This is a genomic window from Acinetobacter sp. DL27, from assembly GCF_055810995.1.
On sequence record NZ_CM147947.1, the window covers coordinates 1,937,950 to 1,961,859 of the forward strand.

At 40.7% G+C, this 23,910-nt stretch carries 22 protein-coding genes and 1 pseudogene; 12 read left to right on the forward strand and 11 right to left on the reverse strand.

The features are described from left to right. Positions 1-89 precede the first annotated feature (89 nt). Entirely contained in the window at positions 90-455 is a 366-nt protein-coding gene (locus tag AC0KVP_RS09425) for a hypothetical protein (protein WP_473336263.1), read from the reverse strand. A gap of 456 nt (positions 456-911) precedes the next feature. After that, a pseudogene (gene aspA, locus AC0KVP_RS09430) lies at positions 912-1,120 on the reverse strand (aspartate ammonia-lyase); the annotation flags it as partial. A gap of 559 nt (positions 1,121-1,679) precedes the next feature. Here aspA and putP point away from each other — a divergent pair. Further along, positions 1,680-3,203 carry a sodium/proline symporter PutP gene (gene putP, locus AC0KVP_RS09435; RefSeq protein ID WP_078388843.1) on the forward strand — a complete coding sequence of 508 codons (1,524 nt, stop codon included), beginning with the start codon at positions 1,680-1,682 and terminating at the stop codon, positions 3,201-3,203. 63 nt (positions 3,204-3,266) lie between these two features. On the opposite strand, the gene AC0KVP_RS09440 is transcribed toward putP, so the two are convergent. Beyond that, positions 3,267-3,761, reverse strand: a complete 495-nt coding sequence (locus AC0KVP_RS09440) for an Lrp/AsnC ligand binding domain-containing protein (RefSeq protein WP_087528326.1) — start codon at positions 3,759-3,761, stop codon at positions 3,267-3,269. A 117-nt stretch (positions 3,762-3,878) separates the two neighbouring features. On the opposite strand from AC0KVP_RS09440, the gene putA reads away from it, so the two are divergent. From putA to AC0KVP_RS09465, 5 genes are all read left to right on the forward strand, one after another. Further along, positions 3,879-7,634, forward strand: a complete 3,756-nt coding sequence (putA, locus tag AC0KVP_RS09445) for a trifunctional transcriptional regulator/proline dehydrogenase/L-glutamate gamma-semialdehyde dehydrogenase (RefSeq protein ID WP_473336267.1) — start codon at positions 3,879-3,881, stop codon at positions 7,632-7,634. A gap of 267 nt (positions 7,635-7,901) precedes the next feature. Further along, positions 7,902-8,984, forward strand: coding sequence for a tRNA (uridine(54)-C5)-methyltransferase TrmA (gene trmA, locus AC0KVP_RS09450; RefSeq protein WP_473336269.1), 1,083 nt, complete (start codon positions 7,902-7,904; stop codon positions 8,982-8,984). A gap of 242 nt (positions 8,985-9,226) precedes the next feature. Continuing rightward, positions 9,227-9,451, forward strand: coding sequence for a hypothetical protein (locus tag AC0KVP_RS09455; RefSeq protein WP_004984703.1), 225 nt, complete (start codon positions 9,227-9,229; stop codon positions 9,449-9,451). A gap of 209 nt (positions 9,452-9,660) precedes the next feature. Next, a complete protein-coding gene (locus AC0KVP_RS09460) occupies positions 9,661-9,909 on the forward strand; it encodes a hypothetical protein (protein ID WP_078426558.1) in 249 nt (82 codons plus the stop codon). Between the two features lie 197 nt (positions 9,910-10,106). Next, complete coding sequence (locus tag AC0KVP_RS09465; protein ID WP_078426565.1) at positions 10,107-10,646, forward strand: lecithin retinol acyltransferase family protein; 540 nt, start codon at positions 10,107-10,109, stop codon at positions 10,644-10,646. On the opposite strand, the gene AC0KVP_RS09470 is transcribed toward AC0KVP_RS09465, so the two are convergent. The 3 genes from AC0KVP_RS09470 to AC0KVP_RS09480 all read right to left on the reverse strand — a co-directional run bounded on the left by AC0KVP_RS09470 (position 10,640) and on the right by AC0KVP_RS09480 (position 13,933). Beyond that, positions 10,640-11,101, reverse strand: a complete 462-nt coding sequence (locus tag AC0KVP_RS09470) for an SRPBCC domain-containing protein (RefSeq protein WP_004696977.1) — start codon at positions 11,099-11,101, stop codon at positions 10,640-10,642. The genes AC0KVP_RS09465 and AC0KVP_RS09470 overlap by 7 nt on opposite strands. A 119-nt stretch (positions 11,102-11,220) precedes the next feature. Then, positions 11,221-12,132 (reverse strand): bestrophin family protein, encoded by a 912-nt coding sequence (locus AC0KVP_RS09475; RefSeq protein WP_473336272.1) that lies wholly within the window; start codon positions 12,130-12,132, stop codon positions 11,221-11,223. A gap of 82 nt (positions 12,133-12,214) precedes the next feature. Then, a complete protein-coding gene (locus AC0KVP_RS09480; RefSeq protein ID WP_473336274.1) occupies positions 12,215-13,933 on the reverse strand; it encodes a glutamine--tRNA ligase/YqeY domain fusion protein in 1,719 nt (572 codons plus the stop codon). A gap of 235 nt (positions 13,934-14,168) precedes the next feature. Between AC0KVP_RS09480 and AC0KVP_RS09485 the strand changes: the two genes are divergently transcribed. Together AC0KVP_RS09485 and AC0KVP_RS09490 are read left to right on the forward strand one after the other, a co-directional pair. Further along, a complete protein-coding gene (locus tag AC0KVP_RS09485) occupies positions 14,169-14,678 on the forward strand; it encodes a peptidylprolyl isomerase (RefSeq protein ID WP_473336276.1) in 510 nt (169 codons plus the stop codon). Between the two features lie 118 nt (positions 14,679-14,796). Then, entirely contained in the window at positions 14,797-15,516 is a 720-nt protein-coding gene (locus AC0KVP_RS09490; RefSeq protein ID WP_473336281.1) for a UDP-2,3-diacylglucosamine diphosphatase, read from the forward strand. 61 nt (positions 15,517-15,577) lie between these two features. Here AC0KVP_RS09490 and AC0KVP_RS09495 read toward each other — a convergent pair whose 3' ends face one another. Beyond that, the gene (locus tag AC0KVP_RS09495) at positions 15,578-15,805 is read right to left on the reverse strand and encodes a hypothetical protein (RefSeq protein ID WP_004696967.1); all 228 of its coding nucleotides are present in this window, start codon (positions 15,803-15,805) and stop codon (positions 15,578-15,580) included. A 417-nt stretch (positions 15,806-16,222) separates the two neighbouring features. Here AC0KVP_RS09495 and nfsB point away from each other — a divergent pair, with 417 nt between their 5' ends. Continuing rightward, entirely contained in the window at positions 16,223-16,876 is a 654-nt protein-coding gene (gene nfsB, locus AC0KVP_RS09500; RefSeq protein ID WP_473336284.1) for an oxygen-insensitive NAD(P)H nitroreductase, read from the forward strand. 294 nt (positions 16,877-17,170) lie between these two features. Here nfsB and AC0KVP_RS09505 read toward each other — a convergent pair whose 3' ends face one another. The 4 genes from AC0KVP_RS09505 to AC0KVP_RS09520 all read right to left on the reverse strand — a co-directional run bounded on the left by AC0KVP_RS09505 (position 17,171) and on the right by AC0KVP_RS09520 (position 20,896). Beyond that, positions 17,171-18,028 carry an EamA family transporter gene (locus AC0KVP_RS09505; RefSeq protein WP_473336286.1) on the reverse strand — a complete coding sequence of 286 codons (858 nt, stop codon included), beginning with the start codon at positions 18,026-18,028 and terminating at the stop codon, positions 17,171-17,173. 93 nt (positions 18,029-18,121) lie between these two features. Then, positions 18,122-19,159 (reverse strand): class II fructose-bisphosphate aldolase, encoded by a 1,038-nt coding sequence (fba, locus tag AC0KVP_RS09510; protein WP_004984718.1) that lies wholly within the window; start codon positions 19,157-19,159, stop codon positions 18,122-18,124. A gap of 121 nt (positions 19,160-19,280) precedes the next feature. Continuing rightward, complete coding sequence (locus tag AC0KVP_RS09515; RefSeq protein ID WP_218288470.1) at positions 19,281-19,556, reverse strand: hypothetical protein; 276 nt, start codon at positions 19,554-19,556, stop codon at positions 19,281-19,283. A gap of 149 nt (positions 19,557-19,705) precedes the next feature. Beyond that, positions 19,706-20,896 carry a phosphoglycerate kinase gene (locus tag AC0KVP_RS09520; protein WP_242760485.1) on the reverse strand — a complete coding sequence of 397 codons (1,191 nt, stop codon included), beginning with the start codon at positions 20,894-20,896 and terminating at the stop codon, positions 19,706-19,708. Between the two features lie 139 nt (positions 20,897-21,035). Here AC0KVP_RS09520 and AC0KVP_RS09525 point away from each other — a divergent pair, with 139 nt between their 5' ends. From AC0KVP_RS09525 to AC0KVP_RS09535, 3 genes are all read left to right on the forward strand, one after another. After that, a complete protein-coding gene (locus tag AC0KVP_RS09525) occupies positions 21,036-21,422 on the forward strand; it encodes a DUF2237 family protein (protein ID WP_004696950.1) in 387 nt (128 codons plus the stop codon). After that, a complete protein-coding gene (locus AC0KVP_RS09530) occupies positions 21,419-22,012 on the forward strand; it encodes a Maf family protein (RefSeq protein ID WP_126036723.1) in 594 nt (197 codons plus the stop codon). The genes AC0KVP_RS09525 and AC0KVP_RS09530 overlap by 4 nt, the downstream gene beginning before the upstream one ends. A 730-nt stretch (positions 22,013-22,742) precedes the next feature. Further along, entirely contained in the window at positions 22,743-23,909 is a 1,167-nt protein-coding gene (locus tag AC0KVP_RS09535) for a ribosomal protein uL16 3-hydroxylase (RefSeq protein ID WP_004984732.1), read from the forward strand. Position 23,910 lies beyond the last annotated feature (1 nt).

Genomic DNA, 23,910 nt, shown 5'->3' on the forward strand with positions numbered 1-23,910 from the left:
TCTCGCCGCATGTTATTTTTCACGACAAGAACAACATCAATCTAGCGCTAAGTCCTTTTTACAACTCGAATTTATAGTTTTTAAAAGACTTATTTTTTGTCACGTATAAACTGGTAATAATAGTCATTGAGTAGCTTAATCATTCGCTTAAACTCAGTTAAGTTTTCTAGAGTATTACCTAAACGTGCGACAAATCGCTCATTGGCAATTTCCAAGTCAATTTTTTCATTGATTAACATCGCACTATAAAAAAGTGCATTGAGGTCATCAAACTGACTAATTCTACGATTTGAAAAATAGGTTAAGCGTTCAGCATGTATGGCATTTAGCACGATACCCTCAATAATAAAGCCTTTTTCATCATCATATTCAATCTGGTGCTGCTGCAAGAAAAGTTGTTCTGGTGCATCTTTCTTTAATTTAAATAATTGGCTCAATTTATTCAGCATAGACATCTACAGGGTTCTTCACTCAGGCTTATTGTAATTCTAACTGCCACATTTTGTTAGCACGGATTGGTTTAAAAGTATAAAAGCAACTGACTGACTGCTTTTATACTTATATATAGTTATAAATGTTCTAGCTAACTTATGCTAAAGGTACAACCGTAGGCGTCACCTCAGCAGCCAAGTTTCAAATGAGAAAATGCGACCTAACGGTTCTTGAGTAAGTAACCCTTACTCCAATACCGCTTACTGATTTTTTTATTTTCCACGATACACTGTTTACCCATTTCACCACATTTCGCATGACCTAAAATAGCTCAAACAAAGTCACAATACTAGCCATAACTGCATCAAAGCATACTTGTTCATTGGCTTTAATGCATTTGGTATTTAAGGCTGCAATACCATTAATAAGTGACTAAAACGCAGCGCCGTTGGATAGACATCATTATTCGATTGAGATTAAGTGATATGATCGTTTTGAAATATAAAATCATATTTACCTTGAGGAAGTGATAGATGTTCCAATGCAAGATTGGCCTGCACTTCGTTGCTATTCATTTAATTGAAGTACCCGCTCCACCTTGATAGGCATCTATGGTTAGATGCAAGGGAAAAGCGTATAACCAACTTTCAGGTGGTTGGCTCAATTGCTCACATGCCACTGCAATGGCCTACATAATTTCAGGAGAGATTTTTGCCCAATGTGCAGTTAATTTATGCCGACTCTATTTTTATTTACGCCAAAGCATGCAGAAAATGCCATTGAATTCTTATTTTCTAATTAGAAATTTAAAAGTTTTCCAATGCTCTCAAAGCAAGAATGCTCTAACCGAATTAGGTTAATGGTGAAATATTCGTCTTTTTCACCTATTTTATTGCTGTAAATACATTTCATAAATGAAACATTTTATATGGAAATGTGCCTATTCTGCAGGCAATGTAATTTTGCGTAAGTAATAAAAAATCAAAAATTATAACTAGTCTGCTGATTTTACGAAATAAAAGCTTAGAATCTCATTTACCCTATAAAAAAAGAATAATAATTAACCAATAAACAGCATATTTTCAACAACTTATTGTTTAATTTTAAAAAACAATTAATAATTACACAAAATATACAAAAACACCTCACAACTGTTACAGAGTGTAATTTTATTTTTATGCTTGAATCGCCGTCTCAAACAAAGCGATTAAAAAATCTCCCAAGTCGGATTTTGCCAAGGAATGCCTATGAGTCAAATTAACCCCACCCTCGTCACATTTTTAGTTTATATCATTGCCATGGTTGGCATCGGTTTGTATGCATACAAGTCCACAAACAACTTTGATGATTACATCTTAGGTGGTCGTAGCTTAGGAAGTGTAGTTACTGCGCTTTCTGCAGGTGCATCAGACATGAGTGGCTGGTTACTGATGGGCTTACCGGGTGCAATTTATTTGTCTGGTTTGTCTGAAGCGTGGATTGCCGTAGGTCTAATAATTGGTGCATGGCTCAACTGGTTATTGGTTGCAGGACGTTTACGTGTGCATACTGAAGTCCAAAACAATGCCCTCACCCTGCCTGATTATTTCACAGGTCGTTTCGCAGATCGCAAACGTATCTTACGTATGATCTCAGCTGTCGTTATTTTAGTATTCTTTGCGATTTACTGTGCTTCAGGCATGGTCGCAGGCGCACGTCTATTTGAAAGTATCTTTGGTTGGAACTACACCACTGCACTTTGGATTAGCGCAATTGCAACCATCAGTTATGTGTGTATCGGCGGCTTCCTTGCAATTAGCTGGACAGATACCTTCCAAGCAGGCCTAATGATTTTTGCTCTGCTGCTTACCCCAATCATGACTTACCTTGCGATTGATGGTAATGCTGCACAGTTCACCGTCTTACTTGAAACGGCTCGCCCACAAGCGATGCATATTGTCTCTGAACTCAGCACTGTTGCCATCCTGTCATCATTGGCATGGGGCTTAGGCTATTTTGGTCAGCCACACATTTTAGTGCGCTTCATGGCTGCGGATTCTGTGAAAACGATTCCTGCTGCGCGTCGCATTGGTATGACATGGATGATTTTATGTCTAGGTGGTGCGGTAGGTGCTGGTTTTATTGCCATCGCGTACTTCCAACAACACCCTGAACTAGCGGCTGTGGTTTCTCAAAACCCTGAAACTGTGTTCATGGAACTGACTAAACTCTTATTCAACCCTTGGATTGCGGGTATCATTTTAGCTGCAATTTTAGCTGCAGTGATGAGTACATTAAGCTGTCAGTTACTGGTTTGTTCTACAACATTGACAGAAGACATGTACAAAGCCTTCATCCGTAAAACCGCTTCTCAAAAAGAATTGGTTTGGGTGGGTCGCTTCATGGTTATTGCTGTTGCTGTTCTTGCAATTTGTTTAGCAAGCAACCCTGACAGTAAAGTTCTAGGCCTTGTCGCTTATGCATGGGCAGGCTTTGGTGCGGCATTTGGTCCACTGATTATCTTGTCTTTGTTCTGGAAGCGCATGACCTTGAATGGTGCTATTGCAGGTATTATTGTTGGTGCGGTAACCGTGATTGTGTGGAAAAATGCATTAGGACACTTAGGTCTATATGAAATTATTCCAGGCTTCATCTTCTCTTGGATCAGCATTGTAGTTGTAAGCTTAATGGGTAAAGCCCCTGAAGCAGAAGTGGTACAACGCTTTGAACAAGCAGACAGCATGTACAAACAAGCCATGGCTGAAATGAAAGAAGAATCTACTCAACGTTAATTGAACGTGTAGACCAACAAAAAAGGGGCTTAAAAGCCCCTTTTTTGTATCTCATGCACTCAATTATTTCGACAATGGTTTGTACTTAAGTTGAATACGTGAGCTTTCTTTGATGACTTCCATCACGGGATAACTGCGCGTTTCTTTAACGCCCGGCAGTTGCCACAAGACTTGACCTGAGATTTTTCGGAACTCATCCATACTGGCACAACGAATCTTCACCACAAAATCAAAGCCCCCACTGGTCATATGACACTCCACAATTTCATCATGCTGTAGCACGGCATGGCGAAAATCATCCAAGACATGTGGTGTGGTTTTATCCAAAAGTATCTCAACAAAAACTACAAAACTGGCATTTAGCATGTTTGGATTTAAGCGTGCCTCATAACTCAGAATAAAGCCTTCCTTGGTTAATTTTTGCACCCGAGCCAAAGCAGCCGTCGCTGATAAGTTCACTTCTTCGGCAAGTTTAATATTCGATATTTTTCCATCTCTTTGAAGAATATCTAATATTTTGATATCTGTTCGGTCCAAGCTAAAAATTGGGCTCGTCATCTGAATTAATCTCTAAATAGCATACAAATTATAGTGAGTTATTCGGCATTCTTTCTGTAATCATAAATTAATTACTATAGATCTCTCAACACATTATTGTATGCACAGGATGTAGGCATGAATATGATGGAAAGCAATACGCATTTCAACGACGCTCAAACTCAATTTGAATATATTACCGAATTCAAAGAAAAAAGTGAGCTTGAAGTTGAAATCAATACCGCTTGGCGACGTGCCGAAACTGACTGTGTTCAAAATTTATTAGACCACAGCAAAATCTCTGATGAGATGAATCAACGCATTCATGAACTTGCGTTTGATTTGGCTCATACTTTACGTGAACGTAAAAGCGGCAGCGGTAAAGCAGGTATTGTACAGGGTCTCTTACAAGAATTTGCACTGTCTTCTCAAGAAGGCATCGCGTTGATGTGTTTAGCTGAAGCTTTGCTTCGTATTCCAGACATGGCGACACGTGACCTATTGATTAAAGACAAAATCAACCAAGGCAACTGGAAAGAGCACGTTGGTCAAAGTAACTTGATGTTTGTCAATGCGGCAGCATGGGGTCTCATGCTGACTGGCAAACTGATGGAAACACCAAAACAAAATAGCTTATCAGGCACTTTAACAGGCTTATTGGCACGTAGTGGGCGTGGCATCATCCGTAAAGCAGTTGATGTGGCTATGCGTATGATGGGCGAACAGTTTGTGACTGGCGAAACCATTGGTGAAGCATTACAACACGCTGAACGTCTTGAAGAAAAAGGCTTCCGTTATTCATACGACATGTTGGGTGAAGCAGCACTGACCGATCATGATGCTGATCGTTATATGAAAGACTATACCGATGCCATTCATGCCATTGGTCAAGCGTCAAAAGACAAAGATGTTTATGACGGCCCAGGTATTTCAATTAAATTATCTGCTCTACACCCTCGCTACCAACGCGCGCAAGTTGCACGTATGCATGAAGAGTTGTACGGCAAAGTCTTTACTCTTGCTAAATTAGCACGCGGCTATAACATCGGTTTAAATATCGATGCAGAAGAATCTGAGCGTTTAGAAATTTCTTTAGAAATGCTCGAACGCCTATGCTTTGAACCAGAACTCAAAGACTGGAAAGGCATTGGTTTCGTTATCCAAGCGTATCAAAAACGTTGTTTCTACGTGGTTGACTACATCGTAGACTTGGCTAAACGTAGCGAAAAACGCTTAATGATTCGTTTAGTGAAAGGCGCGTACTGGGACAGCGAAATCAAGAAAGCACAAATCGAAGGGATGACTGACTACCCTGTATTTACCCGTAAAGTACATACAGACTTGTCGTATATCGCTTGTGCGAAGAAATTATTAGCTGCACCAGAACAAATCTACCCACAGTTTGCAACACATAATGCGCAAACCTTGGCAACCATTTATGAAATGGCTAACCCAGAGAAATACTATGTGGGTCAGTATGAGTTCCAATGCTTACATGGCATGGGCGAGCCACTTTATGAACAAGTAGTCGGTGAAAAGCAAGATAAAAAACTGGGTGTACCTTGCCGTATTTATGCGCCAGTGGGCAACCATGAAACACTATTGGCTTACCTTGTACGTCGTTTACTTGAAAATGGTGCAAACACCTCTTTTGTAAACCGTATTGCAGACAAGTCACTCGCAATTGATGATTTGATTGAAAACCCAACTCAAACCATTTTAAGCAGTGCAAAACGTGAAAATATCGTAGGTCAAAAACACCTTTCGATTCCACTTCCTGCAGAGCTTTACGGCCAACTGCGTGCAAACTCTAAAGGTTTAGACCTTGCAAATGACTCTGCCCTAGTTCAGCTGAACCAAACAGCTCAACAGTTTGCTAAGCATCAATGGTCTGCTGCACCAATGGGTGAGCACATCACGGCTGATGAAAGCGCTGTACAAGTTAATATTATCAACCCTGCGCTAAGCACAGATGTTGTGGGTTCTGTACAAGAAGCGACATCAGCGCAAGTTGAGCAAGCACTAAACAATGCACAGGCTGTTCAAGACATTTGGGCACGTACAGCTAAAGACACCCGTGCAAGTTACCTACTTCGTGCTGCAGACTTAATGGAAGCTCGCTTAGAAGAGCTAATGGTTTTACTTTGCCGTGAAAGTGGTAAAACGTATGCCAATGCCATTGCAGAAGTTCGCGAAGCTGTAGATTTCTTACGCTACTATGCAACGCAAATGATTGATCTAGATGCAAACGCAGAAGTTGAGCCTTTAGGCACTATGCTATGCATTAGCCCATGGAACTTCCCACTGGCCATCTTCACAGGTCAAGTCGCTGCTGCATTGGTTGCGGGTAATACCGTGATTGCTAAACCAGCTGAACAAACACCATTGATCGCAGCTCAAGCAATTCAAATCTTATGGCAAGCGGGTGTGCCTCAAGCGGCTGTACAGCTGATGCCAGGTCGCGGTGAAACTGTGGGTGCACAACTCAGTGCAGCCGAGCAAGTTCAAGGCATCATGTTCACAGGTTCTACTGAAGTTGCTAAGATTTTGCAAAAAACTGTGGCAAAACGTTTGAGCAAAACTGGTGAAAGCATTCCTCTGATTGCTGAAACAGGCGGTCAAAATGCCATGATCGTTGACTCATCAGCACTAACTGAGCAAGTTGTACTCGACGTTGTAAGTTCGGCTTATGACAGCGCAGGTCAACGTTGTTCTGCTCTTCGCGTACTATGTGTACAAGAAGATAATGCCGATGCTGTGATTCAAATGCTTAAAGGTGCAATGCAGCAGCTTCAAGTGGGCAACCCATATCTACTTAAAACAGATATTGGTCCTGTGATTGATGCTGAAGCGCAAGAAAATATTCAAAAGCACATCGACAAGATGCGCCAAAAAGGTCATCGCGTACATCAGTTGATGCGTAATGATGCTCAAGACACTGAACTAAATGCAGGCACGTTCATTACACCAACATTAATTGAACTGCCAAATCTCAATGATTTAGAGCGCGAAGTGTTTGGTCCTGTGCTGCACGTGATTCGCTTTAACCAAGGTTCACTCAAACAGTTACTTGAGCACATCAACAGCAAAGGCTATGGCCTGACGATGGGTCTACATACCCGTATTGATGAAACCATTCAAACTGTCATGACCCATGCTGAAGTAGGTAACCTCTACATCAACCGTAACATCGTGGGTGCAGTTGTCGGTGTACAACCTTTTGGTGGCGAAGGTTTATCAGGTACAGGCCCTAAAGCGGGTGGTCCAATTTATCTATATCGCCTAATGCAAAACTGTTCTGCGAAAAATTTGAATAAACCATTTGCAACAGGTGCTGATTTGAACCCTCAAGTCGAGTTCAGCAACTCTGCATTGTTCCTTGAGTGGGCAGCTAAAACCTTCCCAGCAGTGAAATTGGCAAAAATTGAGAACTTCTGTTCAGGTCATCATTACGAGCTGCAAGGTCCGACAGGTGAAAGCAACCAATACATGGTGATTCCGCGTCATGCAGTGTTGTCATTAGCTGAACAAGAAGCGGATCAGTTACAACAGTTGAATGCGATTTTTGCAGTTGGTAGCCGTCCAGCGGTGCTTGCAGATAACAGCTTTGTGTTAAAACACATGCCAAGCATGCCTAAAGCATTGGCGCAAGCGTTCCATGTCATTAAAGACATCAAAACTGATGTTTTTGATGCGGTATTGCATCATGGTACAACGGCGCAGCTTGTAGCGCTGCAACAACAGATTGCTGAGCGTCAAGGTGCGATTGTAGGTATTACTCACCTTAGCCCATCACAAACTGCCATTCCTTTGGAACGTTTTGTAATTGAGCGCGCGATCAGTGTTAACACTGCAGCTGCAGGTGGTAATGCAAGTCTCATGACTTTGAATTAAGCCCAATTTAAACCTGTAGTCCTCATCGGGACTGCAGGTTTATTACTGTGTTTCCTCTATTGCCAAGTCAACATCTCCTGGTCTGTTTACTTGGCATTTTTTATGCGACTCGGTTTGACTTAATCTGCTCAAAAATTTCCGATGTAGCACAGCATCAAACCATCTGTAACATGAATAAACCCCACGCTTTTGCTGAATATCTTTAGGCTAATTCGGCAAACTTTGTTACCATCTCTTTTTTCAATATGTTTGCGATTTTTACTGCATATGACTTCTTCTTATCAACAACAACTTGACGCCAAAATTGAACGAATTACAGCTCAATTTGCTGAATTCACTCCACCTTCGCTTGAAGTTTTTCAATCTCCTGAAAAAAACTTTCGCATGCGTGCAGAATTCCGTATTTGGCATACCGAAGATGATATGTTTTATGCCATGTTTGAACGCGATGAAGACAATCAAAAAAAAGTCATTCGTATTGATGACTTCCCAATCGCTGATGCCAGTATTAATCAGCTCATGCCTGTTTTATTGGCAGAATTGAAAAGCAATGATCTCCTCTCAAAACGCCTATTTGAAGTGCATTTTTTAGCAACCTTAAAGGGTGAAATGCTGGTTTCCCTGATTTATCGCTGCCCACTCGATGAACAATGGCAGGTTTTAGCCAAACAACTGTCAGAAAAATTAAATATTAAGTTGATTGGTCGTAGCCGTGGTCAAAAAGTGGTACTCACCGATGAATTTGTGGTGGAAGAACTACAAGTTTTTGAGCGCAAATATCAGTACAAACAAATTGAAAGCAGCTTTACGCAACCCAATGCGCAAGTCTGCCAAAAAATGCTCGAATGGGCCTGCAATGCTGCACAACAGTCCAACAAAGATTTGTTAGAACTTTACTGTGGTAATGGTAACTTTACCCTACCGCTTTCAACCCGTTTCAACCGTGTTTTAGCCACTGAGCTGGCTAAGTCCTCGGTGTATGCAGCACAGTGGAATATCGAACAAAACCACATCGATAATATTCAAGTCGCGCGTTTATCAGCAGAAGACTTCACACAAGCCTATAACGGCGAACGCGAATTCCGTCGCTTACAAGAGGCAAATATCGATATGAGCAGCTATGAGTTCGATACGGTGTTTGTTGACCCACCGCGTGCGGGTATTGATGATGAAACATTAAAGTTAATTCAACGTTTTGAACGGATTATCTATATTTCGTGTAATCCGGATACCTTGCATGACAACTTAAAAGCACTCAGCCAAACCCATAAAATTTCACAGTTTGCGCTGTTTGACCAATTCCCCTATACCCACCATGTCGAGTCGGGTGTTTTGCTGGAAAAAATTTAAACAATTTGTTGCAACTTAAACCGTATAAAAAAGAAGCTCAAATGAGCTTCTTTTTTAATTTTCATGAAAAAAGATAAGCTTATATAAAATGCAAGTATTTCAACTGTCATAATAACGTAAATACCTTGCGCTATAATCGGAATTTTTCGACATCGATCGCTGCTTTTATCTCTCACGCTGACTTGCATTATTTTACAGATTGGTTATATTTCACCCTATGTTAGGTTGTAAATGAAGTCTATATGAGTTTTTGGCAAAAGCTGTTTTCAAATGAACAGCAAAACGAGCATAAAAATCAAATTGCTTGTGTTGAAAATGACTGCTCTTGTAAAACCAATGAACAGCTCATCGAAAAGCTTAAAACAGCGACCGATGAAGACGTGATTGTTGGGATTAAAAAAGTATTAGCTTCTCGTGGCTATGGCCGTAAGGAGTTAAATGAACTTCAGCATCGACCTCTACAGTAGTAGAGTCACTGAATATTCATCAAAAAGGCACTTAGATCAATCTAAGTGCCTTTTTTAATGTCTGTACGTCACTCTGCCTATAAAAAAACCAAAGCATATGAAGCACAGTACACTTTGCACGTTTAAATATTATACAAAGTCTAATTTTTTTGTTACCTTACAGGCTCAATATAAAAATCAATAATGTTTGAAAATTAAAGGTTTAAGCAATGAAAAAATTACTTATGGTCAGCACATGTATTACCCTTTTATCTTTAACAGCATGTAGCAAGATGCCGAAAGCTTGTGTTGAGTCTTGGGAAAAAATGGAAAAACTTGCCGAGCAGATGGGTTTACCTGAAGAACAACTCAAAGAACAAAAAAAGAAATTTGAAGAAGACGTGAAAGCGATGAACACTGAAGAAGCAACACGCATGTGCAGTACCCAAAACTCACTTTTAGGCCTAGTGGATCAATAAACATCGCTTCTAAAAAAAGGATGCTTGCATCCTTTTTAATGCGATCACAAAAGCTAGACACTCCTTTTCAATCGGTCTCTTTTATTTCTATCATCGTAAACTCAAATAACCGAAAGCCACTAAACAGTCGCTAATTCCCAGCAGAAGCTTTAAAATACAGATAAAAGACAACTGTAATGAATTAGCACGTATTAGGCATGCAACAACAAAAAGTCCACTACCCCTTGGGGGCTCATCTTATAGTCAAACATTTTGGCTATACGCATCACGGCATATATGCTGGGCGTGGACGTGTGATTCATTATTCAGGTTTTGCACATCTTTTTAAAAAGCATCCGATTGAAATAACTTCCATCGAGAACTTTAGCCATGGACGTAAGATTACAGTCAATCAGTACCAAGACCCCAAATATAAAGGCCGTAAAGTGGTTCGCCGTATGCGCTCACGCATGCATGAAAATAACTACCATCTTATTATCAATAACTGTGAACACTTGTGTACGTGGGCCATTACAGGCGTTGAAAGTAGCCCACAAGTCATCAAGATGATGAACCGACTCACCACCATTGGCTATGTCAGCTCTATGATGAGTTTTATGAACAGTCTCATGTTAACCCTAACCACCACCTGTTTTGCCTTGGTGCTGTATATCAAAAAGAAATTACGTGATAAGGCCAAACAGCAGCTTGGGAACTATTTTGAGTTTAAAGAAGAGCGCTCTAAAAAAGATCACTGATGTGAACGTAATTGAAAAGGTGGGAATTTATCTTCCACCAAGTTGAGCTGGATATCGTATTCAAGCCACGCCTTGGCACCATCTAGCACTGTAGTAAAGCCACCTGTTGCATCCATCACATAATGAATCAGCTCATTACCTTGTAACTCAATATCATAGTTTCGAATGATCACATAGGTATTCATGCTGTCGATTTTTTCAAATACAAAATCAACTTTAGTTTTAGGCGTGCCCCATTCGATGCAGATCAGCTCATTTTCAACGACTTGTAGGACATGAGTCGAATGTGTAATTTGGTATTTATCCCATGTCCAATCGACCATTGCGCCTTTTTCTAAATAGCCGGAAGACTGACTAAACCAAAACTTGGTGGTTATGAGTGGATCAACAAAAGCGTTAAACACAATATTGACAGAACGCCGAATCAACATCTGAGTTTCGATCACGGTAGTCATTGTTATATCCCTATCACTTTTAAACTTAGTGATAGCACATCTCAATAAACCAATCATATCGAAAATTTGTTATGGCTCAGGCAATACGCTGATTTTCTGTTATGGATTTGTTCACTGCTTTAACTTAAATTGGCTCTATGCGCACTCACTGGTTCTGGCAAAGATTCATTTAAAGAACTGAGCATTTCGCGCTCTATGCCTCGTACAATAGCATCTAAAGGCAAGTCGTTTTCTTGAAGTCCGAAGGGTTCTTCTAACTCTGCACTTAGCGCATCTAAACCCAATAAGAGATAGGCAATTAAGGCCACGATTACCGGTGACCAAAAACCAAGACTGGAACTTAAACTAAAAGGTAAAATGAGGCAGAAAGAATACACGGCACGGTGTAACAAAACCGAATAAGAAAATGGCAGAGGTGTAGATGAAATACGGTCACAACCTGCGTGAATATCGCCCATTGCCACCGTATGCTTAGTCAACATACTGTAAATAATATCGCTAATCTCACCACGCTTATACAACGCCGCCAGATCTTTCTGCGTAAGCTCTAATAGATATTGCGGTGGATTAATATGCGTAGCCAATACCTCCCACTGCTCTACTGTCAGTTGTACTTTGGCTTGATAGTGGTCATAGGTATGACTTTGCCGCCGTAAACGATCTCGAAGCAAGTGGCTAAATAACATGACGCGATACATCAAAACTGTACGCTCTGCATCATTTAAGACATAACTGTCACGAATCATATGCCGTGCGTTGGCAATCATTGCGCCCCATAGCTTACGCCCTTCCCACCAGCGGTCATAACACGCTGTATTTCGAAAGCTTAAGAAAATCGAAAGAATCACACCAAATACAGTAAAACCAATGACAGGCACTGCAGGAGCAGTCACGTAATGTTGAGTCGCTAGATAAACCAACAGAGTTGAAATTAAAACACCGACCATCAGCGCAGGAAACACTTTCGGTAAAATGGTGCCACGCCAAGCAAAGAGTAATGCAAAGCTATTGGTTTTATCTCGAACGATCACAGTGTATTCCTATTGGTTTCGCTACGAAAAGGCTCAACCGAGGTTGAGCCTTATATCTATATCCACATCAAGCAAACAGCGCTTATTTAGGCTTAAAACTGTCTTTTAAGTCTAAAATACGGTTAAACACAGGCTTCTCTGCTGTATGGTCGTATTGATCTGCAACAAAATAACCTTCACGTTCAAATTGGAAACGGTCTTCAGGCTGTGCTTGCGCCAATGCAGGCTCAATCACCGCGTGTACAATTTTCAACGAATCAGGGTTCAAGTTCGCTAAGAAATCATCTCCCACTTCAGGGTCCGACTCTGTAAACAGGCGATCATAAATACGGACTTCTGCAGGAATACCTTTGGTCGCAGATACCCAGTGAATCACCCCTTTAACTTTACGACCTTCTGGATTTTTGCCCAAAGTTTCAGGGTCGATTGAACATTTCAACTCAACAACTTCACCGTTTTCATCTTTAATTACTTCATCACACTTAATGACATAAGCATGACGCAAACGCACTTCACCACCAGGAATTAAACGTTTGAAGCCTTTTGGTGGCTCTTCTTCAAAGTCTTTACGGTCAATGTAAATTTCAGATGTTAACGGAATCACACGCTCACCCATATCTACATTTGGATGACGTGAATGGGTTAAATCCATATCATTAGGCAAGTTGGTGAGCGTAACTTTAAGTGGGTTCAACACCGCCATACCACGCGCCGCAACATTTTCTAGAGACTGACGGATGCAATATTCAAGCATTGCAACATCAACAATACCGTCTGACTTCGACACACCAACACGCTTACAGAAGTCGCGTAGGCCTTCTGGGGTAAAACCACGACGGCGCATACCTACAACAGTTGGCATACGCGGGTCATCCCACCCATTAACATAACCACCTTCAACCAATTTACGCAATTTACGCTTAGAGGTAATGGTGTAGTCGATATTTAAACGGCTAGATTCATACTGACGTGGTACTGCTTCCGAGTGTACTTTCTCAACCACCCAGTCATAAAACGGACGGTGATCTTGGAATTCCAAAGTACATAATGAGTGAGTAATGCCTTCGATTGCATCGGATAATGGATGCGCATAGTCGTACATTGGGTACATTTTCCATTTATCACCTGTTTGGTGATGCTCTGAATGGAGTACACGGTACAAAATAGGATCACGCATATGCACATTTGGAGATGCCATATCAATTTTGGCACGCAGAACAGCTTCGCCTTCTGCAAACTCGCCATTGTTCATTTTTTCAAAACGCGCAAGGTTTTCTTCAACTGAAGTATCACGGTAAGGCGAGTTTTTACCCGGCTCAATAAAGTTACCACGGTTCAAACGAATTTCTTCAGGTGACTGCAAATCAACATAAGCATCACCCTGTTTAATCAGTTGAACCGCCCATGCATGGAGTTGATCGAAATAGCTTGACGCATAGCGTGGTTCGCCATTCCACTCAAAACCTAACCATTTAACGTCATTGGCGATCCCATCTACATATTCTTGTTCTTCTGCATCTGGGTTAGTGTCATCAAAACGTAGGTTGCAAAAACCATCAAACTCGTTGGCAATACCAAAGTTCAAGCAAATTGCTTTCACGTGACCAATGTGTAAATAACCATTCGGCTCTGGCGGGAAACGCGTGACTACTTTTTGCGTACGACCTTCAGCCAAATCTTCGGTAATCACTTGGCGAACAAAATCTAAGCCTGGCTGTTGTTCTTGCTGCGCTGCGACAGAGGCATTGTTACTTGGTGTCGGGTTATTTGGCAGTGTTGAAACAACATCATTCGGCTTCATAGTTTAAAAATCACTTTGATGAAAAAAATTAAGGAAAAATAGGGTCCTGCTATACGAGCATAATTCTAACTGATCTATCAGTCGATTTATGAATATTTTACAGCCCCTTAAACGATATTTGATCTATTTTACAAAGAAAATAACGTTTTTACTTGCCTTGTAGTTTACAGTTTGCTTATGCTTCTCACAACCAAAAAACCCATGGCTTTGATGTCCATGATTAGGAGATTACACAATGAGTTTTCCTCAAGTCGAATTAAACACCAATAAAGGTCGTATTGTTCTTGAACTTAACAACGAAAAAGCACCAATCACTGTTGCTAACTTCTTAGAATACGTACGTGACGGTTTCTATGACGGCGTAATTTTCCACCGCGTGATCGATGGCTTCATGATCCAAGGTGGTGGTATGGATGAAAACTTCAAAGAAAAAGCAACACGTGATGCAATTGAAAACGAAGCTGATAACGGCTTAACCAATGACCTTGGTACAATTGCAATGGCGCGTACACAAGCACCTCACTCTGCATCTGCTCAGTTCTTTATTAACGTGGGTAACAACTCGTTCCTTAACCACTCTGGCAAAAATGCACAAGGTTGGGGTTATGCAGTTTTCGGTAAAGTAACTGAAGGTCTAGACGTAGTAAACGAAATTAAAGGCGTTCGTACTGGCAACCGTGGCTACCACGCTGACGTTCCACTAGAAAACGTTGTTATTGAATCTGCTAAGATCATTGCTGAGTAATTTTAAATCCTCCCCAGCTCTCCTTTGATAAAGGAGGGAGCTAGACTCTCATTCGAACATGAGATTATCCTCCCTTTTAAAGGGAGGTCGCGGGAGGGATTTTTAAAAGGAAACTTCCGTGACGTATTTGTTTATCGCTGATTTACACTTGTCACCCGATCACCCTCGACTCGTTCGGGGGTTTTTAGATTTATTAGATGCTTATAAAAACAAGAATACCCAGCTATATATTTTAGGCGACTGGTTCAATGCATGGATTGGCGACGACTACACAGCCCCTTGGCTAGATGAAATCATTCGCGCCTTAAAACAATTTTCAAATGCAGGCAATCACATCTATTTCTTAACAGGTAACCGTGATTTTGCCCTAGGACAGCAGTTCCTCGATCAATTTAACGGTCAACTGTTAGCTGAAGTTTGCACACTCAATCTTTCAAATCACACCATTCGTATTGAACATGGTGATCTGCTCTGCACGGACGACGTATCCTATCAGCGTTTTCGTAAAATTATTCGTAATCCACTTCTGCTGAAGTTTTTAAAAAGTACACCTCTTGGTTTTAGACAAAAACTGGCCAATGGTTTCCGTAAAAAAAGCCGTCAAGCTCAACAGTTTAAAAGCTATGAAGTGATGGATGTGAATCAAGATGCTGTTCAAGCAGCACTAAAAAATGTCGATTTACTCATCCATGGACACACCCACCGCGCCAATATTCATGATGTCGATGGGAAAAAGAGAATTGTACTTGGTGACTGGAAAGAAGATTCAGCTAAGATTTTAGAAATTAATGCGAATGATCATCTACAAAATTTGGCATTAAAAAAATGGCAGTATTAATGCCATTTTTTTTCTATACCAATCAATATTATACATAATGCTAACTCAAGTACTTACCGCCTTAATTCAACTCATTTAGACGATACAATTGATTAACACCTGTATAAAAGCTCAAACCATCTAAGTTCATTGGAAGAGTTTCGCCAGATTCAAGTTGAATCATATGCCCCACTTCAACCCAAATTAAACCGTGATTTGTATTCTGTTGACGTTTAAGTGGCACCAATTTTACATTGATTTCACTACCATTTACGGCTGTAGCAACACGCCATGTATTTAAAGTTGTCAAAATTTTAACTCACTAAGTGAGCTTTTTGTGATGGAACAAAGAGATTAATAAAACGGGTTTTGAATAATAATTCTGTAGTTACAATGATGATATTCAAGTCACATGCTTGAACTCAGATAGATCACAATCAGCTATATCATAGAAAAATAGGAACAATACCTACTCGTAGTCTGCATTATACTAGGTTGTCAAGATTTAAGCAAAAGTAGCCCATTTTTTAATAGAATGACTTTTTTATTATTTTATCTGTTTGAAATAAAAAACTTTTCATATAAATACTTTATTCACAGGCGCTTAAATGCGTGTTCACCCGGCACACATATTCAACTAAAATCTAAGTCTGTTCGAGTTGTAGCGTGATCACAAGTCTCCTTTCATCGGTTAGAATGAAACATCAACAATAAATCGAGTGCGATTATGGATCTGCTAAATATTTCAAAAAGTCGTTATACCACCAAAGCTTATGACCCGAATAGAAAGATCCCTCATGAACAGTTTGCTCGATTATTAGAAATTCTCCGCTTAACGCCATCGTCTATCAACATCCAACCTTGGCATTTTTTCATTGCAGAAAACACAAACGCCAAAGAACGAATTGCAAAAGCACTGGTGGGTAAATACGCATACAATGCTCCCAAAGTACTAGATTCATCACATACGATTTTATTCTGCACCAAAGCCGATATTTCTGAGCAACATTTGGAAAATTTATTGCATCAAGATGACCTACATGGTCGTTTTAAAGATGAGGCAACTAAGCAGGGCCAAAAAGACAGCCGTTCAGGTTATGTCAACTATTACCGCAATGAAAAAGGTGATGTGCAGCGTTGGGCTGAAAACCAAACTTTTATTGCTTTAGGTCAAATCTTATTGGCTGCAGGTATTGAAAAAATTGATGCGACGCCAATTGGTGGTTTTGATGAATCCATTATTAGTGAAGAGCTAGGTTTAGCCGAACAAGGTCTAATCCCTTCTGTATTGCTCACACTAGGCTATCGGAGTGATGCCGACTTCAATGCAAAATTGCCAAAGTCTCGCTTAAGCAAAGAAGATATTTTCACGCAGCTGTAATGCTATTTTTATATAAAAGGGACTTCAGTCCCTTTTATATTTTGGGCCTGAAAATTGCTTCATCATGTTCAATGTCAAAAACAAAAAAAGTGAGGTTGCTGATGTCTATTAAGCCCAATATACCGATGAAATTTGAATGTACACGCTGCAATAAAATCTATTTAGGTCAGTATCAACATATCATGCGCCCTCACTATCCCGATTGCCCCAGATGTGAGCAACCAGGGCTGTTATTAGGAATTGCAGTGATTAAAGATCTGCTCAAACACCCTTTTTCCTTTGTGCAGAACTATTTTAAACAGACATTGCATAAGCTAAACAAGCCACGCTTGTAATACCCAACACCAATCCGATTGCTGTTGCGAGTTTGAGCTTCTCTTTAAAGAACAGTAGTCCGCTGAATACGCCTAGCAGCACCACCATAATGTTCATGCCTGCAAAGACTACCGCTGGGCTATCCTTGAGTAGCAGATGAGCTTTGACATAAAGTGCAATATTGGCAAAGTTCAACACACCAAGACATAAACCTGCCACGACGTTCTTGGTTAAGCCGATATTTTTCGTAGTCACGGCAACATAACTGACTGACAGCAAAAATGCACAAATAAACATCAGGTTTAACGCAACGGAAAACTGCACACCCAACCCTGTTGTATATTTGAGTAAGACATCAATCAGCGCATAACCAAACCAGACTAGTGCTAAATACCACACAGCCTGTTTTTGACCTTCTCCACCACCAGAGGCATTGGTAAATAAAATGCACATCACAGCGGAAAGCCCCAAGACTACCCCGACAATTTTGAGCTGATTAAACTGTTCTTGAAAAATAAAATAAGCCGCCAATAAAGATAAAATCACCGACAAACGCTGTGCGATTTCTGTTTTGACAATGCCTGCATATTGTAAAGATTTAGCTAAAAATAAAAATACACTCGGCAACAAAACACCAAGCGCGACAATCAGCCACCACGGGGTATTTGAAATAGAAACGTGACTTAGATCAGGTTTAAACCAGAAGTAACACAGTAAACTGGCTGAAGCATAGTTCCAGCTGATCATCTGGATCGGATCAAATCCTTTGTTTTTGCCCCATTTTAAAAGAATGGAGACCACCACACTACAACAGGCCGCAGCAAATATCAGTTCCATAGCACACTCTTATTATTGTCGCCTCGAATATAAACACACATAGAAAAGCCCACATCAGGGTGGGCTTTTCCAATATAAATTATTCAAAAAGAATTATTTATAACGATCAACCATTTTCTCTAAAGAAATTGGACGAATCTTGTCGGCATTGCCCGCTGTACCAAATGCTTCATAACGGTCAACACAAATTTGTTTCATTGCGTCTACAGTTTTCGCGAAGAATTTACGTGGGTCAAATTCGCTTGGTTGTTCAGCCATCATACGACGCATTGCACCAGTCGATGCTAAACGCAAGTCTGTATCGATGTTGATTTTACGAACACCGTGCTTAATTGCTTCAACCAATTGCTCAACAGGAACACCATAAGTTTCTTTGATGTCGCCGCCGTACTGGTTAATGATCGCTAACCATTCTTGAGGAACAGAGCTTGAACCGTGCATCACAAGGTGGGTATTTGGCAGCGCCGCATGAATTTCTTTAATGCGGTCAATTGCCAAAATATCGCCTGTAGGTGGACGCGTGAACTTGTATGCACCGTGTGAAGTACCTACTGCAATTGCAAGCGCATCTACATTGGTATCTGCAACAAACTGACGTGCTTCTTCAACTGAAGTTAAAAGTTGAGAATGATCGAGAACACCTTCAGCGCCCACACCATCTTCTTCACCCGCCATACCTGTTTCAAGGCTACCCAAACAACCGATTTCACCTTCTACAGAAACACCGCATGCATGCGCCATTTGTACTGTACGACGTGTTACATCAACGTTGTATTCATAAGTCGTCGGTGTTTTACCGTCTGCACCTAATGAACCATCCATCATGACTGATGAGAAGCCCAATTGAATTGAACGTTGGCAAACATCTGGATCTGTACCATGGTCTTGATGCATTACCACTGGAATGTGTGGCCATTCTTCAATTGCAGCCAAAATAAGATGACGTAAGAATGGAGCACCTGCATATTTACGCGCACCCGCTGATGCTTGTACGATAACAGGTGAATTTGTCGCATCTGCTGCAAGCATGATTGCGCGCATTTGTTCTAAGTTGTTTACGTTGAATGCTGGTACGCCGTAAGCATGTTCGCCGGCGTGATCCAAGAGCTGGCGCAATGAAATAAGAGCCATAATGTCCTCCCAGTTGATGCGACATATTCTACATGCTCAAAGGTTTCAATTCAGCAACAAATAACACTATTTAAAAAAAATCCCCGCAATTGCAGGGACTTTTTACGAAATTCGCGTGTATTTAGTGCGCTGTAGCTGCCGAAGCCTCTACCGCAGGATCTGCTGTTGCAGCATCTGCTGGTGCATTTGCAACTTCAGCAGGAATGTCTTTGTTCTTTTCATCCAATTCTGGCTGATCAATCGCATCAATTGCCGCTTGTTGTTCAGCCGTTACAGCTTCTTCAACTGCTGCTGTTTCAGATGCCGCAGCAGTTTGCTCTTGTGCTTCATTTTTCTTACAAGCAGTCAGTGCCAATGGTGCTAACAAAAGTGCAGCAAGGGTCATTTTTAAATTCATAATGTTTTCCTAGAACAGATGATTTAATGCCCTGTAGTTTATTTCAGCATTATTTCATTTTCATGACTGAATGATGAATAGATTTGTTAAGCTCATAAAAAAAGGTTGACCGAAGTCAACCTTTTTACAACAGCATGAGCACACAATAATTATTGTGCACGCTCTATCAGCGCTGCAACTGCTGGAAGCGTTTTACCTTCGACAAACTCAAGGAAAGCACCACCACCGGTTGAGATATAACCAATTTTATCTGCAACTTCGTATTTATCAATAGCAGCTAAAGTGTCACCACCACCTGCAATAGAGAAGCCAGCCGACTCTGCAATTGCTAAAGATAAAGTTTTTGTGCCTTCGCCGAATTGATCAACTTCAAATACGCCCACTGGACCATTCCAAAGAATCGTTTTTGACGTTTTTAAAATGTCTGCAAATGCTTTTGCTGTTTCTGGACCTACATCCAAAATCATGTCATTGTCAGTCACATCTTCAACTTTTTTCACGACAGCTTTAGCAGCAGCCAATGAACCTAAGAAGTCTGCAAAATCGATTTCAGAAGCATCTGCTACTACAACATCCGTTGGAAGCGGTACAGAAACTTTTGCCGCAATTGCTTTTGCGGTGTCAATCAAATCATTTTCACACAATGATTTACCTACATTGAAGCCTGCTGCTGCCAAGAACGTATTGGCAATACCACCACCCACGATCAATTGATCACAAATATCAGAAAGTGATGTCAACACATCTAACTTAGTCGATACTTTGGAACCCGCAACAATAGCAACCATTGGTTTTTCAGGGGTTTGTAATGCACGGCCAAGTGCATCTAACTCAGCCGCCAATAAAGGACCAGCCGCTGCAACTTTTGCTAAACGTGCCACGCCTTCAGTTGATGCTTCTGCGCGGTGCGCTGTACCGAATGCATCCATCACAAATACATCACAAAGCGCCGCATATTTTGCTGCAAGTTCTGGGTTGTTTTTCTTTTCACCTGCGTTAAAACGGCAGTTTTCAAGGAGTACCACTTGACCTGCTGTAACGTCAACGCCATCGAGATAGTCCGTCACTAATTGAACGTCTTGGCCCAATGCTTCAGTCAAATATGCAGCAACAGGTGCTAATGATTGTTCTGGTTTTGGCTCACCTTCAACTGGACGACCAAGGTGAGAATAAACCATTAGGGCTGCGCCTTGTGCTAACGCTGCTTTAATTGTTGGTAAAGCGGCACGTAAACGTGCATCACTTGTAATCACACCATTTTTAACAGGAACGTTTAAATCTTCGCGAATAAGAACACGTTTACCCGTTAAATCGAGGTCAGTCATACGCTGAAAATTCATGTAGAGCTCTCTTTCTATATATAAAAATCGCGTAGATTTTAAATGATTATGCAGAAAAAGGTTAGCTTCTTTTGCAGAAAAGCAAACGAAAGGCAAAGTTTTGCTATCATAGTGAAAAGTCTCACTAGATTTAGCATTTATGTCTATTCATCCTGATCCAAATCTAAACCGTTTAAACGTTTTGGGTGAACCTTTATCCAGCTGTTGTTATTCCCCAATCACGGGATATTTCCGTAATGGTTTTTGTCATACAGCACCTTCCGATTTGGGACAACACACGATCTGTGTCGAAATGACCTCTGAGTTTTTAAATTTTTCGCAGCGTGTAGGTAATGATCTCATTACCCCTGTGCCTGAAGTTGACTTTCCAGGTCTACAACCTGGTGATTTTTGGTGTATCTGTGTGACCCGTTGGGTAGAAGCTTATCAGGCCGGTTTTGCGCCTCCTGTTAAAGTTCAAGCTTGCCATCAAGCTGTACTGTCCTATGTCCCGCTGAATGTGCTTATGGAATATGCAGTCGAATGAATACTTCAGAAATTATCTTGGCATCAAGCAGTCAAACTCGTAAAGACCTCATGAACCGTTTACGTCTAGACTACCGCTGCGTTGTCCCTGATATAGACGAATCGCCTCGTGGTGAAAGCCATGCCGATGATTTAGCCAAGCGACTTGCTTTTGAAAAAGCGCATGTCATTGCGTCACAAAATCCTGAAGCAATCGTGATTGGTTCAGATCAAGTGGCATGGCGTGAAGGTGCACCCGATATTTTTATTGGTAAGCCATTGAGTACTGAAAAAGCCATTAAACAGCTACAGGCCAATTCGGACAAAATTGTCTACTTCAGTACCGCACTCAGCGTGCAGCAACACTCAACAGGTTTTGAGCGTAGTCTGGTTGAACATTATAAAGTTAAGTTCCGTAAATTGGGACTACCTGAAATTCAGCGTTATGTTGAAATTGAACAGCCACTGATGTGTGCAGGAAGCTTCAAGTGTGAAAGCCTTGGTATCAGCTTATTTGAACAAATGATTGGACAAGATCAAACTACGTTGATGGGTATGCCTATGATTCAGTTGTGTCATATTCTGCGTGAATTAAAAGTGCTTGTGCCATAATTATTAGAAGTATTTTTAGTTGGTTCCTCAATAAATTGAACAGCAGCAGATGTTGCTGTTCAATTTTGAGCATTAAATGTAACAACAGCATTAATATAATATATGACCAATCGCTCAAAGCTTTTTAAACGAATTTGCTGAGAGATAAGCTTGAATGAGTCGTTTAAAGTACATTCGAATTAATAAACTACGGTTAGCGTAATGACCATAAAAAGAATAAGAAATGAAAATAGACCAATATTATTAGGGTCAAAGCTACTCACACTTTCCCTCTGTCTAAAGAGATATTTGACAAATAACAATGCCAATACCAAATAGCCATACCACATTTTATTATATAGCGGATGATCTTCAGCAAGACTTTTGGCTTGTCTAAAAAGTAAGATATGCTGATATTGCGGCACCTTAGCCAAATCTTTTGTTTTGTATATCCTATCGATTGAGGATGATTTTTTCGCTAATTTGGACTGACTTTTCTCTCTTTCTTTTTTGCAATATCTCATTCGCCATTTTCTCGGCATCTTCTTTACTTAACATTATTTTTCTTCACTATATTTTAGACCTATTATGCTGTAAAAATTTTGATGCCTGCAATCATAACGACTCAGACAAACTCAATTTATTTAAATCAACCAAGCACATTTAAATAAATCTAACGGTACTTGCGCATAGGCCTTCGATCATAAGACAATAGTCACAATATTGTTTTAAATTTGCTTAGGCTATTTTCATGTCCCAATCTCTTGATGTTCTTGGCGGTATTACAGCTGAACAATTCCTTGCCGAATATTGGCAAAAAAAACCATTATTGGTCCGCAACGCGCTGCCTGAAATTATCAATATTTTAGAACCTAGCGATATTATGGAACTGGCTTTAGATGAAAATGTCACAGCTCGTCTCATCAAACAAAAAGACCGTGACCCAAATCAGTGGTCGGTAAAGTCTTCACCGCTGTTAAAAGCTGACTTCCAAAAGATGCCAAAACTCTGGACTTTATTGGTTCAAGCCGTAGATCACTACTCTTTTGACTTAGCAGCACTGTGGAAAAAATTTCCTTTTATTCCGCAGTGGCGCCGTGATGACATCATGGTGTCTTATGCGCCTAAAGGTGGCTCTGTCGGAAAGCATTTTGACTTTTACGATGTCTTTTTAGTTCAAGGTTATGGTCATCGTCGTTGGCAGTTGGGTCAAATGTGCGATGCTGACTCTGAGATTGTTGCAGGCCAACCTTTAAAATTACTGCCTGAAATTGACGTACATTTTGACGAAGTATTAGCGCCAGGTGATCTACTTTATGTACCACCAGGTTTATCACATTTTGGTGTAGCCGAAGATGACTGCCTGACTTTCTCTTTTGGCTTCCGTATGCCAAACGTCACCGACATGGTAGACCGTGTAGGCGACAAACTGTCTGATAACGCTCTGCTACGTAATCCTTTACTCGATATTGTTCGTGACCAACAAAGTCCGATCGGCCAATTAACACAAAACGAATTGGATTATTTAAAAGCAGAAATTTTGGCTCAGCTACAAAACTCAACTTTGCTTGAAGATGCTATTATGACCTTGATGTCAGAGCCGAAATACCCTGAAAATATTCCTGAAGCTGAAGAAATTGGCACAGGAGATTTAGAAGGTATTTTAGACCAAGGCTATCAGCTGATCTTAGAACCCGCTTCTCGCCTACTTTATACTCACGATGAAGATGAATTCTTATTTTGGGCCAATGGTGAAGGGCTATGCATTTCGGAGCAATTTGCACCATTACTCAAGAATTTAGCAGATGGTGAAGCACTGTTACTTGATGAAAGCTTATATGATGCCGATATTCTAGAAGACATTGCAATGCTGATGAACGAATCCGTCTTAATGCTACTCCCACCTGACGAAGCTTAAG